At 53.3% G+C, this 15884-nt stretch carries 13 protein-coding genes; 10 read left to right on the forward strand and 3 right to left on the reverse strand.

Annotated features, from left to right (window positions below; translation table 11 throughout):
• The first annotated feature begins 51 nt into the window (after positions 1-51).
• The 4 genes from JUF11_RS09010 to JUF11_RS09025 all read left to right on the forward strand — a co-directional run bounded on the left by JUF11_RS09010 (position 52) and on the right by JUF11_RS09025 (position 3604).
• Entirely contained in the window at positions 52-579 is a 528-nt protein-coding gene (locus JUF11_RS09010) for a GNAT family N-acetyltransferase (protein ID WP_204119307.1), read from the forward strand.
• Between the two features lie 130 nt (positions 580-709).
• The gene (locus JUF11_RS09015) at positions 710-1831 is read left to right on the forward strand and encodes an acyl-CoA dehydrogenase family protein (RefSeq protein WP_204119308.1); all 1122 of its coding nucleotides are present in this window, start codon (positions 710-712) and stop codon (positions 1829-1831) included.
• Between the two features lie 12 nt (positions 1832-1843).
• Entirely contained in the window at positions 1844-2629 is a 786-nt protein-coding gene (locus JUF11_RS09020; protein ID WP_204119309.1) for an electron transfer flavoprotein subunit beta/FixA family protein, read from the forward strand.
• Positions 2630-2641: 12 nt separating this feature from the next.
• Positions 2642-3604 carry an electron transfer flavoprotein subunit alpha/FixB family protein gene (locus tag JUF11_RS09025; RefSeq protein ID WP_204119310.1) on the forward strand — a complete coding sequence of 321 codons (963 nt, stop codon included), beginning with the start codon at positions 2642-2644 and terminating at the stop codon, positions 3602-3604.
• Between the two features lie 46 nt (positions 3605-3650).
• On the opposite strand, the gene JUF11_RS09030 is transcribed toward JUF11_RS09025, so the two are convergent.
• Together JUF11_RS09030 and JUF11_RS09035 are read right to left on the reverse strand one after the other, a co-directional pair.
• On the reverse strand, positions 3651-3944 hold the full coding sequence (locus tag JUF11_RS09030) for a hypothetical protein (protein ID WP_204119311.1): 294 nt from the start codon (positions 3942-3944) through the stop codon (positions 3651-3653).
• Between the two features lie 111 nt (positions 3945-4055).
• Complete coding sequence (locus JUF11_RS09035) at positions 4056-5048, reverse strand: aldo/keto reductase (protein ID WP_204119312.1); 993 nt, start codon at positions 5046-5048, stop codon at positions 4056-4058.
• Positions 5049-5147: 99 nt separating this feature from the next.
• Here JUF11_RS09035 and yaaA point away from each other — a divergent pair, with 99 nt between their 5' ends.
• From yaaA to JUF11_RS09055, 4 genes are all read left to right on the forward strand, one after another.
• Positions 5148-5894 (forward strand): peroxide stress protein YaaA, encoded by a 747-nt coding sequence (yaaA, locus tag JUF11_RS09040; RefSeq protein WP_204119313.1) that lies wholly within the window; start codon positions 5148-5150, stop codon positions 5892-5894.
• 40 nt (positions 5895-5934) lie between these two features.
• Entirely contained in the window at positions 5935-9081 is a 3147-nt protein-coding gene (locus JUF11_RS09045) for a DEAD/DEAH box helicase (RefSeq protein ID WP_236000502.1), read from the forward strand.
• A gap of 452 nt (positions 9082-9533) precedes the next feature.
• Positions 9534-10517, forward strand: a complete 984-nt coding sequence (locus JUF11_RS13360) for a hypothetical protein (RefSeq protein WP_204119314.1) — start codon at positions 9534-9536, stop codon at positions 10515-10517.
• A 406-nt stretch (positions 10518-10923) separates the two neighbouring features.
• Positions 10924-13083, forward strand: coding sequence for a Tex family protein (locus JUF11_RS09055; protein ID WP_236000504.1), 2160 nt, complete (start codon positions 10924-10926; stop codon positions 13081-13083).
• Positions 13084-13126: 43 nt separating this feature from the next.
• Here the strand turns inward: JUF11_RS09055 and JUF11_RS09060 are convergent, their stop codons facing one another.
• The gene (locus JUF11_RS09060) at positions 13127-13411 is read right to left on the reverse strand and encodes a hypothetical protein (protein ID WP_204119316.1); all 285 of its coding nucleotides are present in this window, start codon (positions 13409-13411) and stop codon (positions 13127-13129) included.
• Between the two features lie 394 nt (positions 13412-13805).
• On the opposite strand from JUF11_RS09060, the gene JUF11_RS09065 reads away from it, so the two are divergent.
• Together JUF11_RS09065 and JUF11_RS09070 are read left to right on the forward strand one after the other, a co-directional pair.
• Entirely contained in the window at positions 13806-15173 is a 1368-nt protein-coding gene (locus JUF11_RS09065) for an Nramp family divalent metal transporter (protein WP_204119317.1), read from the forward strand.
• A gap of 11 nt (positions 15174-15184) precedes the next feature.
• Positions 15185-15784 (forward strand): TetR/AcrR family transcriptional regulator, encoded by a 600-nt coding sequence (locus JUF11_RS09070; protein WP_204119318.1) that lies wholly within the window; start codon positions 15185-15187, stop codon positions 15782-15784.
• Positions 15785-15884 lie beyond the last annotated feature (100 nt).

Here is a 15884-nt window from a genome sequence, read left to right on the forward strand (position 1 = left end):
CCATTGTTTTTGTAGTGCTTTCCGGTACACTGAACGCAAGGAGGGGATGACATGACCGTATCAATTCGCCCGTTGCGGGCAAACGAACAAACGACACTGTGGCAACTGGCATACAGTGACCCAGACGCGGAGTGGACTAAATGGAACGGACCTTATTTTCATGATGTCGCGCCGACCTTAGCGGAATTTTTAGCGGCGAGGCGGTGGGTGGACCATCCGCTGCGGCAAGTGATCGTCAGCGATGGCGAGCTGGTAGGGGCCGTTTCTGCATACTATGAAGATGGCGATTTGAAGCGGTGGCTTGAAGTAGGACTGGTCATCTACCAAGAAGGACGATGGGGTCAGCACATTGGCCGCCAGGCGCTGCGGTTATGGCTGACCCATCTCTTTGCCACCACGACCTTACCGCATCTGGGCTTCACCACTTGGTCGGGTAATGAGCGGATGATGCGGCTCGGGGCAGCAGTGGGGATGAAAGAAGGAGGCCGTATTCGGCAGGTGCGCTTTTGGCAGGGACAATATTACGATTCGGTGAAATATGGCATTCTCCGCGAAGAATGGCGACAATTACCAGGTTAAACAGCCGAATTGACCGAGAATATTAATACAGTTTTGAAAAAATAAATGTAACAGGATAGGCAAGCCATGTGCAGAGGTGTACAATTGTTCTTGTAAGCGCTTTATCAAATAAGAGAAGGTGAAGTCAGCGATGGCAAAACAATGGACCCCGCAAGAGCAAATGCTGCTGCGGATGACAAGTGAATTTACCGCCAACGAAATCGCGCCGTTGGACTTGCAAATCGATCATGCCGGCCGCTATCCCGACGGTTTGTTCGAGCAAGTCGTGGCGACCGGTTTTTTGAGCTTGATGTTACCCAATGAGTTCGGTGGGGCCGGTTTTGGCCCGGAAGTGACTGCTGAAGTCGTGCGCCGCGTGGCAGAAGGCAATGCCAGCATGGCAGCGACGCTCGAAGGCCACTACAAAACGGTTTATCAAATGCTGAAGTATGGCACGCCAGCGCTTCAGGCCAAGTATTTTCCGACGGCCGGCCAGCGGATTTTTGGCTTCGGCATGACCGAACCGACCGGTGGCTCCAACCCCATGAGCATTCGCACCACCGCCGTGCGGCAAGGCAGCGACTGGGTCCTCAATGGCAACAAGATTATGATTACCAACGGCGGCCTAGCTGAAGTTTACTGCGTGCTGGCCAAAACGGGCCCGCAAGAACTGTCAGTGTTCGTCGTGGACCAAGATATGCCAGGCTTTGCCTTTGGGAAGCGCGAAAACTTCATCGGCTTGCGCGGAACCCCGGTAGGCGAAATCTTCATGAACGACGTGCGGGTCAGCGACGATTATCTGCTGGGCCAGGTTGGCCAAGGCGGCGAAATTGGCGATTCAGCCCATGACGATGCCTGCATTTTGATGGGAGCCGTGCTCACTGGCATCATGGATCATGCTTTGGGCTTAGCCACCAGCTATGCCAAAGAACGCAAAGCAGGCAGTACCCCCATCGGCGAGCTCGGCAGCATTCAACGCAAGCTGGCGGACATTGCCATGGGCCGCGAAACCACGCGCTTGTTGTATCAAAATGCGGCGGCACGGCACGCGGCGGGTCAGCCGTACAGCGAAGAAGCCACCATGGCCAAGGCTTATGGTTCCCGCACGGCGGTCGCCGCGTGTGATGACGCGTTGCAGGTCTTCGGCGGTTATGGCTACAGTCGGGACTACCCGCTGGCGCATTTGATTGCCGATGCCCGGGCGCTGGAAATCGCTGAAGGCACCGTCGAAAAGATGCGCGCTGCAATCGCGGCGGAAGAGCTGGCCAAGTAGGGAGGCGCGCTGATGAAAATAGTAGTTTGTATCAAGCAAGTGCCAGAAAGCAATAATGTCAAATTCGATCCTGTCACCCATAACCTGATGCGAGGTGGTATGAGTGGGAGGATCAACCCCTTCGACAAAAACGCCATTGAGGCCGCGCTACGTTTGCGTGATGCCGTGGGTGGTGAAGTGGCGCTGCTGAGCATGGGCCCGGATTCCACTGCTGAAATTTTGCGCGATGGCTTGGCGATGGGGGCAGATAGCGCCTATCTGTTGAGCAGCCGCGCCTTCGCTGGGGCTGACACCTTGTCGACCGGTTATGTGTTGGCGCAGGCGGTACGCCAAATTGGCAATGTCGACTTGACGCTGCTCGGCCGGCAGGCGGTGGATGCCGACACCGGGCAAGTTGGCCCAATTATGGCCGTTAACTTGAACCAGCCCCAGGCGACCTATGCCACCCAGCTGACCGCTAATGGCAACCAACTGACTGTGGTGCGGGATCTGGATAGTCTAACCCAAACCGTTGAGCTGACCTTGCCAGCGGTGGTCACGGTGCGGGCAGAGGCCAATACGCCGCGCTACGAAACCCCACTGCACATTCAGCAGAGTTTTGAAAAGCAGGTGACGATTTGGCGGGACACGGATTTGGCTTTGGATCCCGCAAAGCTCGGCCAAACAGGCTCGCCAACTGTGGTGCGCAAGGTATACGCGCCTGAAGCCAAAACTCGCGCGCAGCAACCACTAGCCAGTGAACCAGCGGCAGCCGTGGATCAGTTGCTGGTGATCATGCAGCAGCATGGCCTGATTTAAGGAGGCAAGAACATGACAGAAGCAATTTGGATTGTCGCCGAGCGTGAACCCGCCCGGATTAATCCCGTCACTTTTCAGCTGATCACGAAGGCCAAAGCCATTGCGCAGGGCAAAAAAGTGGTGGTAGTCTTGCTGGAAGCTCCGGACCAGCAGTTTGAGCAGGCCATCAGTGAGTATGGCCCCGATGAAATCTTGTTGGGTCAAAATGCCGCTTATGCTCAGGCCAGTGATGAGGTGATGGCAGCCGCTTTAACCACGCTGGCCAAAGAGTATCAGCCTAACGCGGTGCTGTTTGGCGCCACGCCACTGGGCCGCTCGATTGCGCCGCGGGTGCAGGCAGCGCTGCAAACGGGTTTGACCGCCGACTGCTTGGACTTTTTCTATGAAGAGGATTTATTAGTACAAGTGAAGCCTTCTTATGGCGACAATGTGATGTGTGAAATTACTTGCCCCGACCGGCGCCCGCAAATGGCATCGGTGCGGCCGAACACGTTTGCCGCCGAAAAAGTAGCTGGGACCACGCCAGCAATCACGCCAGTTGAGGTGGCCCAGACCACTGGTCCCCAGGGGCGAGTGGTTGATGAAACAGTGCGGGTGTCGCACGCCACTGGCATTGCCAGCGCCAACAAAGTGCTGGCGTTGGGCCGTGGGGCGGCCACGCCAGCTGATATCGCCAGCGCCCGGGAAATTGCCAGCCGGCTCGGCGCCAGCGTTGGAGTGTCGCGGCCGCTAACAGACCTGCCTGACTTCACGGTGGAGCAGCAAATTGGCCAAAGTGGCACCACCATTGCCCCTGATTTTCTCCTGAACCTCGGGGTGTCCGGCGCGACGCAGTTCATCGTCGGGATGACGCAAGCCAAGCTGGTGGTATCGGTTAATCGCGATGCCCAGGCGCCGATTTTTGCTCAATCGGATTACACTTTCACTGGTGATGCCGCAGCCTTTATCACGGCGTTGAAGCAAAGAATGAACTAAGAGTTTGAATCAAAAGACGCGGCCCAGCCGCGTCTTTTGATTCCAGTTAACCCCAGACATTCCACCACAGGAGCATCACCACCAACGAGTAGCCTAGCCGCACCGCCAGATGGGAAAAATGAATTTCGCCGTATAGACGCAGCCCATTCATCACGGCCGCAACCAAAAGCCCGAGGATGCCCAGCGGCACAAAAATCGGCCACCAAAGTCCCAGCAACAGACTCACGGCGCTACCAATCATCAAGGCGTGCTTGGCTAATGCTTGCCGGTCGTTAATGAATACGGCGGTCAGCGTTGCACCTGCGTAGAGGAGGAGTAAAATAGCTAAAATGAGCTTCATGGCTTCACCTGTTTCAATCTAGAGAGTATGGTCCTTAATCTTCATTTTACCGATTTTCGCGGACTCCGCCTAGGAGAATAAAAAACCGCCGCGAAGGCGACGGTTTAAAACTTAGGCTAAAACTTGATCAATGGCGGCTTCTTCTTCGGCGGTGAAGGTCAGGTGGTCCAGTGCCTTCACGTTGTCATCTAGTTGACTGACGCGACTCGCGCCAATAATGACCGACGCCACAACGGGTTGGCGCAGATCCCAAGCCAGCGCCATTTCAGCAAGGGTCTGACCGCGCTTTTCGGCGATGGCGTTGAGGGCCTTGATCTGAGCGAGCTGGGCTTCAACTTTTTCGACGTTAAGGAAAGGACTGTCCTTACGCGCCGCGCGCGAGTCGGCAGGGATGCCATTGAGGTAGCGGCCTGTCAGCATGCCTTGCGCCAAGGGGCTAAAGACCACCGCGCCTTTGTGGGTTTCGGCCAAAGTCGGGAACAGGGCCTTGGCTTTTTCTTGGCTGAACATGTTGTAGCGATCCTGATTGATGATGTATGGCGTCTTTAGGTCCTTGAAGATGGTTGTCATGGTGGCGGTGGCTTCAGGGCCGTAGTTGGAGAGGCCAATGTACAGCGCCTTGCCACTTTTGACCAGTTGATCCAGCGCCAGCGCCGTTTCTTCTAGCGGCGTTTCGGGATCGAAGCGGTGGGAATAGAAAATATCGAAGTAATCGAGCTGGGTGCGGCGCAAGCTTTGGTCGCAGCTGGCGATGATATATTTGCGTGAACCCCAATCCCCATACGGGCCAGGCCACATGGTATAGCCGGCCTTGGAAGTGATGATCAGCTCATCGCGGTAAGGTTTGAAATCGGCCTGATACAGGCGGCCGAAGTTGGTTTCGGCGCTGCCTGGCTCCGGGCCGTAATTATTGGCCAAATCAAAACAGGTGATGCCCAGGTCAAAGGCATGGCGCAAAAGCTGGCGCTGATTGGCCAAGGGATCGACGCTACCAAAATTGTGCCAGAGACCCAGCGACAAAGCGGATAACTTCAAACCACTGTTGCCCACGCGGCGGTACTGCATGGTGTCATACCGCTCGCTGGCGGCTAAGTAATTATTCATAGTAAGCTCCTTTAAGACTAGTTTAGGAATGCGCTTTCAGTGTACCACAGTGGGGGAGCGATACACGCGCCTCCTTGCCCTGCAGAAAGGATATTTTTCATGCAATTTATCATTTCACCTGCCAAAAAAATGCAAGTTGCCCCAGATGACTTCGCCCCGACGGCCTGGCCGCAGTTTCTCCCGCAAACGAAGCAGCTACTGGCTGCCATGCGCCAGCTTTCATATACAGAAGCCAAGACGCTTTGGCAGTGTAGTGACCGGCTGGCACAAGCCAACTATGCCTGGCTCCAGCAGCTGGATTTGCGCCAGCAAGTGACACCCGCGGTGATGAGCTATGTCGGTTTGCAGTATCAAAGCATGGCGCCGGATCTGCTGACGGCCCCGGGCCTCGATTACTTGGCGGCGAACTTGCGCATTCTTTCAGGGTTTTACGGGGTGTTGCGGCCGTTTGATGCGATAGTGCCGTACCGCTTGGAAATGGGCAGTCGGTTCGCCGTTGGGGAGACGCAAAACCTTTATCAGTTCTGGGGCCAGCGCTTGTATCAGGCCTTGAACTGGCAAGGCCCCGTGATTAATCTGGCCTCGCAAGAATATGCCAAAGCCATTACCCCGTATCTGCAACCTGAAGATCAGTTGATTGATATTGTCTTTGGGCATCTGGTGGCTGGTCAGGTCAAGACGCGAGCGACGCTGGCCAAGCAGGCGCGCGGGGCGATGGTGCGCTTTGCCGCCGAGCATCAGGTGCAGACAGTTGAAGCATTGCAGCAGTTTGACGACCCGCATTATCGGTATGCGCCGATCTTGTCCAGCCCTGATCGCCTGGTGTTTCTGCGCCAAGGGGACTAGGGTAGACTTGCTGTTAATGGTTAGACCTTGAGGTGAACAAATGAATTTAGAACGGCGAATGCCTAGTGTGATGTGGACGCGAGGACGCAAAATTGTGAGGGCGGGTCAGGTTGAAATCGATCAGGTGGACGAAAGCGCTGGCTTCGTGCAGGCGACGGTGTATGGTACCGAACCGTACAGTGTGACGGTGGCCGCGGATGAGGCCAATGATTGGTGCGATTGTCCCTATTTCTCCGGTCATGCTTTCTGCAAGCACATTGCGGCTGTGATTTTGGCCATGAAGCAGGCGGATGCCCCAACGAGCATCACCATGCGAACGCACCAAACGGCCCCCGCCTCCAGTGGGGCCCAATTGGTGGCACATTTGGCGCTACCGCCGGTGCAATATTTTCATGGGTTGGACGCCGCTGGGGCTGGACCGCTGAAACTCGAAGTGACCTTGTTCATCAGCCAGTACCGCCGCGAAGCGTATTTGGACGAGCCGCGGTTTTTCGTGACCTTGCGCGTCGGGGAAGCTGGCGGCAGGTGGTATGTGGTGGGCGATATGCAGGGCTTCTTGCGGGCCTACAATGAAGAAATTGTCTATCAAACTGGCGGTAAGGCGCAGTTAAGCTTGAGCCACGCTGCCTTTGCCGCACCAGAACAGGCCGTGCTGGATGCCTTAAGCGTAACGGCTCCGGTGGAAACTGACCATTTGTATTATTCAACGAATGCCCCGCGCAAACTGGCGATGCTGAATGTCGGCCAGGTGACGGCGCTGACGCCAGTGTTTAATCAACTCGCAGCGTTTCGCTTTGAACCTTTTGATGACGGTGAGGTTTACCGGTCGTTCAGCGTTGCGCCTTACGAGGTTAGCCAAAGTCCCCTCAAGCTGAAGGTTACCCGTGATCGAGCCGGTTTTGCGGTTGCAGTCAACCAGCCCTTCAGTATTCTAATACCGGCAGAACGTCTGATTATGGCGGCTAATCATGCCTTTCAGCTCACTCCGGCGCAAACCGGGACCCTGGATCAGCTTCTGAACCAGTTGAGTTGGGCGATTGACCAGCACACTGGCAAGGGGCCTCTGCTGCATTTTCGGCCTGATGAAATGGCCGCACTCCAGGAATTCATGCACTTTTTCGGGCAAGTGGGTCAGGTTCAAGCCGATACGATCGAGGTCCCGCAGATGGTGGCGCACTTCAACCTGACGCGGCATGATCAGCAGCTTGATCTGACCTTGCAGTATGCGTATGGCGACCAACTGCTTGCCGAAAATGCGCCAGCGAGTGGCATTGAACGTAATCCGACCCAAGAAGCCCAGGCTCAAGATTATCTGCGGAGCCTTGGTTTTTGGCCGGCCAATGGGGCGTGGCATCAGAACTTTAGTGATGGCGAGACGCTGTATCACTTTTTCACCGCAGAGTTGCCGAACCTCAAGCAAAACGGGGTGGTGACCGTTGATCCGACCTTGATGGCGTTGCAGCAAACCGGCGCTGAGTTGAATCCGCAGGTGGCAGTCAGCGAAGCCGGCGGCCTGTTAACAGTCGCTTTTAGCTTCGATGGCATTGCTCCGGCGGCAATCGATCAGGTACTGGCGCAACTGGATGGGACCAAACCATACGTAGAGCGCGGTGATGGCGGCATTGTGATGGTGGACGAGCAACTGCGCCATCTCTCTCAGGCGTTAAACCAACTGCGACATAGCACCTTGAAGGACGGTCAAATGCAGGTATCTGCTGCTCAAGCCTTGGTGGTGCAAGCCAGTCTGGGTGATCAAGCCACTTTTGATGCGCAATTCAACCAGATTGCCGCTGATTTGCGGCAGCCAGAACAGTATCCTGTGAACGTGCCGGCCTCGGTCAATGCTCACCTGCGGCCTTACCAAGTGGCAGGGGTGCAGTGGTTAGAAATGCTGGATGCGCACGGCTTCGGCGGAATTTTGGCTGATGAAATGGGCCTGGGCAAAACCCTGCAACTGTTGACGTTCTTGGCGGCCCGCCATCAACCAGGCCAGCCGGATTTGGTGGTGGCACCGGCGTCGTTGCTGTATAACTGGCGCGCCGAGTGTGAGAAGTTCACCCCAGACTTGCAAGCCGTCGTGGTGGACGGCAGCAAGGCCGAGCGGGAGGCTGTGATTGCGGCTGGGGCAGATCTTTTGATCACCAGTTATAGCAGTGCCTTGCGCGACGCAGAAACCTATGCGGCGCTAGATTTAGGGTATCTGGTGCTGGATGAGGCCCAGAACGTCAAAAACAGCAGTGCTAAGACCAACCAGGCGCTGCGGCAGCTGCAGCCCAAGAATACCTTTGCGCTATCTGGGACGCCGATTGAAAACCGACCGGAAGAGCTCTGGGCCATTTTCGCCTTAGTGATGCCTGGTCTGCTGCCAAGCAAGCGCGCCTTTAATCGGCTGACTCCGGCAGAAATCGCCCTGCGCGTTAGTCCCTTTATCCTGCGGCGCGAAAAAGCCAAGGTGTTGAAGGACCTCCCGGCCAAAAGTGAGTTCAACTTGCATAACGAAATGACTAAGGCTCAAAAGACTGTGTACCTGGCCCAGCTTCAGCAAATGCAAGTGAAGGTCAAGGGGCTGTCGCCCAGCGGCTTGGTCAAAAACAAGCTCGCAATTCTCGCCGGTTTAACCCGGCTGCGACAAATTTGTGATACCCCCGCGCTGTATCTGGACAATTATCGCGGCGGCTCGGGCAAACTCGATCAGCTTGATGATTTGATTCAGGAAGCTCTTGATGGCGGCAAACAGGTGCTGGTTTTCTCCCAGTTCACTCAGATGTTGGCCCAAATTCAGCAACGCCTAGATGCCCAGCACCAAGACTATTTCCGGCTGGCCGGCGACACTAAGCCGAAGGACCGCCTGCAGATGGTCGATGCGTTCAATGCCGGCGAGAAGTCCCTGTTTCTGATTTCGCTGAAAGCAGGCGGCACCGGCCTCAATCTGACCGGCGCCAGCGTGGTGATTCTGGTTGACCTCTGGTGGAATCCCGCGGTTGAGGATCAAGCAACCGGCCGCGCCCACCGCATTGGCCAAAAGCACGCGGTGGATGTGTATCGGCTAATCACCAAAGGAACTATTGAGGAGCAAATCGTCAAACTTCAGGCTAAAAAACGTGACCTCGTCGATCAAGTCCTTGGCGGCGTCGAGCAAAAGGCTGGGTTGAGTACTGAAGAAATCAAACTGATCTTAGGGATTTAGTTGTCAGATTCTAGACTGTGGGGGCGGTGAAGTTGGTAATGACATGAAGCTTGATTTGGCAGTTAGGTCGAGGCTACGCAGTGTGTACGTCGCCTTAAACTAGGTCCCTGATTCTTGATAATTAGCAACAAAACGTTTGGATTTACTTGAGTCGTTATTGAATGATTCGCAGCGTGCATTTTATTCCCTAACATCTCTTCAAATGTTTTGCAGTTCCTCGACTTTAACCAGTAAATTGTAAATAAATTCGCCATTCGCAAAGCTCACTGGCTTCTTTTCAGATGCTGCTCTTATCTAAGCGTGATAAAGAACTGGTACCAGAAAATTTACATCGGCCGTATTTTACCTATTTTTGAATTACTAAAAACATTTTCGTTATTTATCCCTCACCTATTGATAATGATAAAGCGCTTTAATAAAATTACTTTAAGATATAAATTGGGGGAATAAAAATGAAAAAATATTGGGGAAAGTTTGTCGAGGGAATTCAGTCTGAAATTGGCGTTTTAATTGCCACACTTGTATTCCCGCCATTGGGAATATTCCTAGTTTGGAAGACCAAACGATTTTCAAAGGAATATAGGATTGTATTCACGGTGCTAGCGGTATTGGTGTTTGTTGTTCAGTTTTCGACAGTTGCTTCCAGCTCAACCACTGCAAGTGAACTTACCCAATTAACGGATAAGTATAATCATCTTTCCAAACAAAACAAAAAGCACCTCAAGCAATATCAAGTCGCATCCTCAGATTACTCTGCTCTTTCAGATAAATACGATAGTTACCATCAAAAGATGAAACCCTATGAAGCTTTGTCTGAGGCTGACGCGAAGAAACGACAAGCTGACGCGGACGCTGCCGATAAGGTGACTAGTGCCATTGAAGGACTGCCAACAGTGGATACACTGGCTTCTAAGGATGAAGGTGCTTTAAAAGCGGCTCGAACAATGTATAATGCTTTGACTGCCAGTCAAAAAGAGTTGGTTGATGCCACCACTTTAACAGAATTGGAGCAAGCATTGCCCGGGGTAAAGAAAAAGGAGGCAGAAGATGCCGCTGCCGCTAAGGCACAAGCAGCTGCTGAAGCTGCAGCGAAAGCGAAAGCCGCCGAGGAAGAACGTAAAGGATATGAAACAGGGATTACGTATAGCCAGCTAGCAAGGACTCCGGATTCGTACGTGGGCAAAAAAGTTAAATTTTCGGGGGAAGTAGCTCAGGTAATGGAGGACGGCGATACTGTACAGGCTCGACTAGCGGTAAATGGAGATTATGACAATATGCTACTGTGTGAGTGGAGTACCAGTACTGTTAGTTCACGAGTCTTGGAGGACGATCAGATTACAATTTACGGGCTTTCAGAAGGCCTGATAACGTATGAGTCCACATTGGGTGGTGATATTACCATTCCTTCAGTTTCCGTGGATAAAATTGGTCAGTAGGTAGTAATAATCATGGAACAGCATCTCTATTCAATTGGGCATAGACAGCGATTGGTACTGACTGTTCGTGCAATCAACTGTCCAAACTCGATAGCGTAACCAAAGAGGCAGCCGCTGCAGTTCAACTTTGCGCGGCCGCCATTTTTGTTGTCATTTCTTTCTCCAATTCGTTGGTCAACAGCACTCGGTTCAACTGACGGGCAACTATTTATTCCACAATTGTGAGAATAAGCGGGAAGCAGAAGCACAAATATTTTCACGTATGATCCAGCACCCGACTGAGGAAGTTTTCGATTTCAAAAACAATGCGTCACATAATACCATATTGATATATACAAGTTGGCCAAGCGGCATCATCTCGACTAAAATAGACCTATTATCGAATGAAGAAAGCAGGAGAAAGCGCTTGGAAGCTCAAACCTTACAGCTCGTGCATCAAAATCTAACCGATATTAGTGCGCATCAAATCAGCACCGTGCTGACCTTAATGCAGGACGGCAACACGGTCCCGTTCATTGCCCGGTACCGCAAGGAAATGACCGGTAGCCTCGATGAAGTGCAAATTCAGGCCATTGAAACCGCCTATCAGCAAGTCACGGCGTTGCAGGACCGCAAAGCCGCCGTGATCAAAAGCATCACGGAGCAGGGGCAAATAACCCCGGCGCTGGCGCAAAAAATCAATGGCGCCACTAAACTGCAAGACGTGGAAGACCTCTATTTGCCGTATAAGCAAAAGCGCCAAACCAAAGCCGCCATCGCCAAAGCCCATGGGCTGCAGCCGTTAGCCGATTGGGTGTTGCAGTTTCCGCACACCAGTATCACCACGGCGGCCGAAAAGTACGTCACTGCCGAAGTGCCAACAGCGGCTGAAGCCTTAGCTGGCGTGCATGAAATCTTGGCGGAAACCTTCAGTGACCGCGCTGATTTGCGCAGCTGGATCCGCGGCTACACCACGCGCACCGGTGACATCACGGCGGCGCTGAAACCCAAAGCTGCCGCGCTCGATGAGAAAGGCGTTTACCAGCAGTACTACGACTTCAGCGAAAGCATCACCAAAATGACCGCGACTCGCACCTTAGCGCTTAACCGCGGCGAAAAAGAGAAAATCTTGACGGTGAAAGTGCAAGTGGATACAGAAGCTATCATGCACTATTTGCACTTCAAATTACTTGGCGAACAGCCTGCCACTGAAGCCACCGCTGCCATTGAATCTGCCTACCTAGATGCGTACAAGCGCTTCATCGGCCCGGCCATTGAGCGCGAAGCCCGCGGGGCGCTGACAGCGGCCGCTGAAGAACAGTCCATCAAGGTGTTTGGCCAAAATCTCTACAACCTGTTGATGCAAGCCCCAATTCGCGGCAAAGTGGTGCTGGGCTTTGATCCGGCGTACCGCACCGGCTGTAAGCTCGCCGTTGTGGATGAAAATGGTAAATTCCTTGCGAAAGCGGTGATTTATCCTCACAAGCCTGCGCCGGAAGCTAAGCGGGCGGCTGCTGCTGGTGAGTTTGTGGCGCTGCTCGAACAGTACCATGTGACCATGATTGCGATTGGGAATGGCACCGCTAGCCGCGAGTCAGAGGCTTTTGTCGCAGAAACGATCAAACAGGTGGCATGGCCGATTTATTATGTGATCGTCAATGAAGCCGGGGCGTCGGTGTACTCGGCGAGCCAGGCGGCCCGGGATGAATTTCCCGACCTGCATGTTGAACAGCGCAGCGCGATTAGCATTGCCCGCCGCCTGCAGGACCCCTTAGCCGAGTTGGTCAAAATCGATCCCGCATCAGTTGGCGTCGGTCAGTACCAACATGATTTGCCGGCCAAGGCGTTGGCCAATGAGGTCGATGCGGTGGTCGAGCGGGCCGTTAACCGCGTAGGGGTTAATCTCAATACCGCCAGCTATCAGCTGTTGGCGCGGATTTCGGGATTATCACAAACCATCGCTCAAAACATCGTTGCTTACCGCGATGAACACGGCCGCTATGAAAGTCGGACGGAACTCAAGAAGGTGCCGCGCCTTGGCCCGAAAGCCTATGAGCAGGCCGTGGGGTTCCTGCGAATCATCGGTGGTAAACAGCCGTTGGACAATACCGATATCCATCCGGAAAGTTATCCGGTGGCTAAGCAATTACTGAAAGCTGCTGGCCTGACGCCCAAAGCAGTGGGGAAGGATGAGGTGGCGCAAGTACGCCAAGTCGACCGCGCGCCATTTTTGGCCGCCGGCGTGGGCGCGGAAACGATTCAAGATATCATTACTAGCCTGCAGCATCCTGGCCGAGATTTGCGGGACAGCCTAGCCGCGCCGCTGTTGCGGCAGGATGTGCTCACGATAGAAGATTTGAAGCCGGGGATGCAGCTGCAAGGAACGGTTCGCAACGTGGTGGACTTTGGTGCCTTTGTCGATATCGGCGTCAAGCACGATGGGCTGGTGCATGTGTCCAAAATGGCGAGCCATTTTGTCCGGGATCCGAAAACTGTGGTGGCAGTGGGGGATGTTGTCGAGGTGTGGATCGAATCGGTTGATCTGCAGCGCGAACGGATTCAACTCAGCATGGTGGCCCCTAAATAAAAATCAGGCATGACCGCTGTGGTCATGCCTGATTTTTTCTGCGCTAAACGCGTGCCGCCCAGAGATTATTGCCGAGCTGCTTGTGAGCTTCCACTTGTTGCCAAAGCCGGTGTTCTTCAGGGGTGAAGGATAAACCATCCGAGAATTTCGTGACCGGCACTTGATTGAGAAATTGCTGGAAGGTGCCGGTAAAAGCCACCCCGTTGCATTGGGCGAGGCTGGTTGCGGTTTCGCTGATGAGTTTGGTTGTTGCAGCCGCTGGGGCGCGATGTTCGAGGGCCTCAGCGAGGGTTTGCATGGCAGTAACGAGTTGGGTCTGGTTGTCCATTGGTGGTTCCTCCTTCAGACTTTGTTAAAATGTTCACACACAGTATAGCACAAAAGAAAGCGCTTACGAACGGATAATAGTTAAATAATGAACAAATAATTTTTTAGGTTAGGTGAAATGATGTAGCCAGGGGATAACCGGGCAGTGACCGAAAAAATGTTTAACCTCCCTAAACCACCACCTGAATGAATTACCCAAAACAACCGGTAGATGGCGCCAGCAGTGAGTTAACGGATAAGATTAGGCTCCGCTAAAATATTTTTGACCATTTGCTCAAAAGTGATTGATTTTCTGAAAAGAGGGCGTAATATAAGTCGAGGAAAATGAATTTGAGAGTTTGCTCAGTTTTGACAAGACTCACCGAATTCCATCGCAAAGGAAAGAGGTCCTCACCATGCTCGAAAATCTCAATCACAGCCAGGCGGTCGAAGCCGATCAGGCGGTAAGTAAAAGTTTAGACGAAGTAAATGGCACCATCGAAGTGCCAAAAAACGCCGGCTTCTGGCGGACACTCAAGGCCTTCACTGGCCCTGGCGTCTTGATTGCCGTGGGCTACATGGATCCCGGTAATTGGATTACCTCGATTGCCGGTGGCGCTCAGTACAAGTATCGGCTCTTAGCCGTGGTTCTGATTTCAAGTTTGATTGCCATGATGCTCCAAGCCATGGCCGCTAAACTTGGCATTGTAACCGGTAAAGACTTGGCGCAGCTGACCCGCGAACACACCAGCAAAGTGGGCGGATTTGTGTTGTGGGTGATTGCCGAATTGGCCATCATGGCCACTGATATCGCCGAAATCATTGGCTCGGGCATTGCCATTCAACTGCTGTTCGGCATTCCGTTGATTGTCGGCATTCTGATTACGGCGCTGGATGTACTGCTACTGCTATTGCTGATGAAAATGGGTTTTCGCAAGATCGAAGCGATTGTGGCAACCCTGGTTGCGGTTATTCTGGTGGTCTTCGGTTATGAAGTATTCCTAGCTAAGCCAGACCTCGGCGGTATCGTCAACGGGTATCTGCCGACTAGTGACCTTATCACCAACCACGGCATGCTTTACTTGACCATGGGGATTGTCGGCGCCACGGTGATGCCGCATGACCTGTACTTAGGTTCTTCCATCTCTCAGACCCGGAAAGTCGACCGTAAAAATCGCGGGGAAGTCGCGCAGGCGGTGCGTTTTGCCACCATCGACTCCAACATTCAGCTGTTCATTGCCTTCATTGTTAACTCCCTGCTTTTGATTTTAGGCGCGGCGCTGTTTTTCGGTAAAAACTCCAGCATGGGCCGTTTTGCTGACTTGTTTGCTTCCTTGAACAATCCTGCCATCGTCGGCGCGATTGCCAGCCCGGCTTTGTCTATGCTGTTCGCCATTGCCTTGTTGTCTTCCGGTCAAAGCTCAACGATTACTGGCACCTTGGCCGGCCAAATCGTCATGGAAGGGTTCGTTCGCATCAAAGCCCCAATGTGGGTGCAACGCCTGATTACACGGCTGCTGTCAGTGACGCCAGTGCTGATTTTTGCCATCATCTATCATGGCAATGAAGCTAAAATCGAAGGCCTGCTAACCTTCTCCCAAGTATTCCTCAGTATTGCGCTGCCCTTTGCCGTGATTCCGCTGGTGCTGTTTGCCAGCAACAAGCAGCTGATGGGTGAATTTGCCAACAAACCTTGGATCAAGATCTGTGCCTGGGTCGCCACCGTAGTGCTAGTGGTATTGAATATCTACCTGATTTTGCAAACCATCGGTATCGTTGCCTAAGGAGGCTGCTCATGGAAAAAGGTGCGCATCAACGCGCCCATCTGATCGACGTGGCGCGGGATTTATTCGCCGCACAAGGCTATGAAGCTACCACTACTCGCGCCTTGAACCAGGCGGCGGGCACTAGCGATGGGTTGCTTTATTACTACTTTCCTCATGGGAAGCAAGATATTTTGGATACCATTGTGGAGGAAGGCCTGACCCGCCGAGCCAGCGAGTTTACTGTGGATTTCTCCCACGTTGACTCCAAAACGGCCCTAGCCGAGCAACTGGTGAGGCTGATCGATGGCGTCTGGCAAAGTCTGGCACGCGAAGATAATTATCAATCTTTCATTATTACGGTGCGTAATCGGATGCTGTTGTCCCAGGCCGGCTCAGACTGGCTGGATGGCTACACCAACGGCCTCGAACAACGAATTTTGGCTGGTCTGGCGACAGTGGGGCCAAAGCTGGGTTACAGCGAGACCCAAATTCCGGTGCTGACTTCCATTATCGCGGCGCTAGTGATTTCACCACTGTTCACGGAGCTGTTGCTGCGCAATCAGCGCACACTGGCCACTGACCAGCTGACCGAGCTGCAAGGCCAAATCGAATTTCTCCTGGCTCGATAGACGAAGCGCGCAGGCAACTGCGGGCTTTTTTCTACCATCAGTCAAGAGAAAGTTGATCTATTAGGCTTTCTCTTTTTCTTTGTCTTCCATTCTGACCTTG

It is taken from the genome of Lacticaseibacillus suilingensis (assembly GCF_016861845.1).
GTDB classification, from domain to species: Bacteria; Bacillota; Bacilli; order Lactobacillales; family Lactobacillaceae; genus Lacticaseibacillus; species Lacticaseibacillus suilingensis.

What these genes read in the sequence shown, in the direction of transcription:
- JUF11_RS09010 (WP_204119307.1), top strand. Translation starts at nt 52, where the DNA reads ATGACCGTATCAATTCGCCCGTTGCGGGCAAACGAACAAACGACACTG.
- JUF11_RS09015 (WP_204119308.1), top strand. Translation starts at nt 710, where the DNA reads ATGGCAAAACAATGGACCCCGCAAGAGCAAATGCTGCTGCGGATGACA.
- JUF11_RS09020 (WP_204119309.1), top strand. Translation starts at nt 1,844, where the DNA reads ATGAAAATAGTAGTTTGTATCAAGCAAGTGCCAGAAAGCAATAATGTC.
- JUF11_RS09025 (WP_204119310.1), top strand. Translation starts at nt 2,642, where the DNA reads ATGACAGAAGCAATTTGGATTGTCGCCGAGCGTGAACCCGCCCGGATT.
- JUF11_RS09030 (WP_204119311.1), bottom strand. Translation starts at nt 3,944, where the DNA reads ATGAAGCTCATTTTAGCTATTTTACTCCTCCTCTACGCAGGTGCAACG.
- JUF11_RS09035 (WP_204119312.1), bottom strand. Translation starts at nt 5,048, where the DNA reads ATGAATAATTACTTAGCCGCCAGCGAGCGGTATGACACCATGCAGTAC.
- yaaA (WP_204119313.1), top strand. Translation starts at nt 5,148, where the DNA reads ATGCAATTTATCATTTCACCTGCCAAAAAAATGCAAGTTGCCCCAGAT.
- JUF11_RS09045 (WP_236000502.1), top strand. Translation starts at nt 5,935, where the DNA reads ATGAATTTAGAACGGCGAATGCCTAGTGTGATGTGGACGCGAGGACGC.
- JUF11_RS13360 (WP_204119314.1), top strand. Translation starts at nt 9,534, where the DNA reads ATGAAAAAATATTGGGGAAAGTTTGTCGAGGGAATTCAGTCTGAAATT.
- JUF11_RS09060 (WP_204119316.1), bottom strand. Translation starts at nt 13,411, where the DNA reads ATGGACAACCAGACCCAACTCGTTACTGCCATGCAAACCCTCGCTGAG.
- JUF11_RS09065 (WP_204119317.1), top strand. Translation starts at nt 13,806, where the DNA reads ATGCTCGAAAATCTCAATCACAGCCAGGCGGTCGAAGCCGATCAGGCG.
- JUF11_RS09070 (WP_204119318.1), top strand. Translation starts at nt 15,185, where the DNA reads ATGGAAAAAGGTGCGCATCAACGCGCCCATCTGATCGACGTGGCGCGG.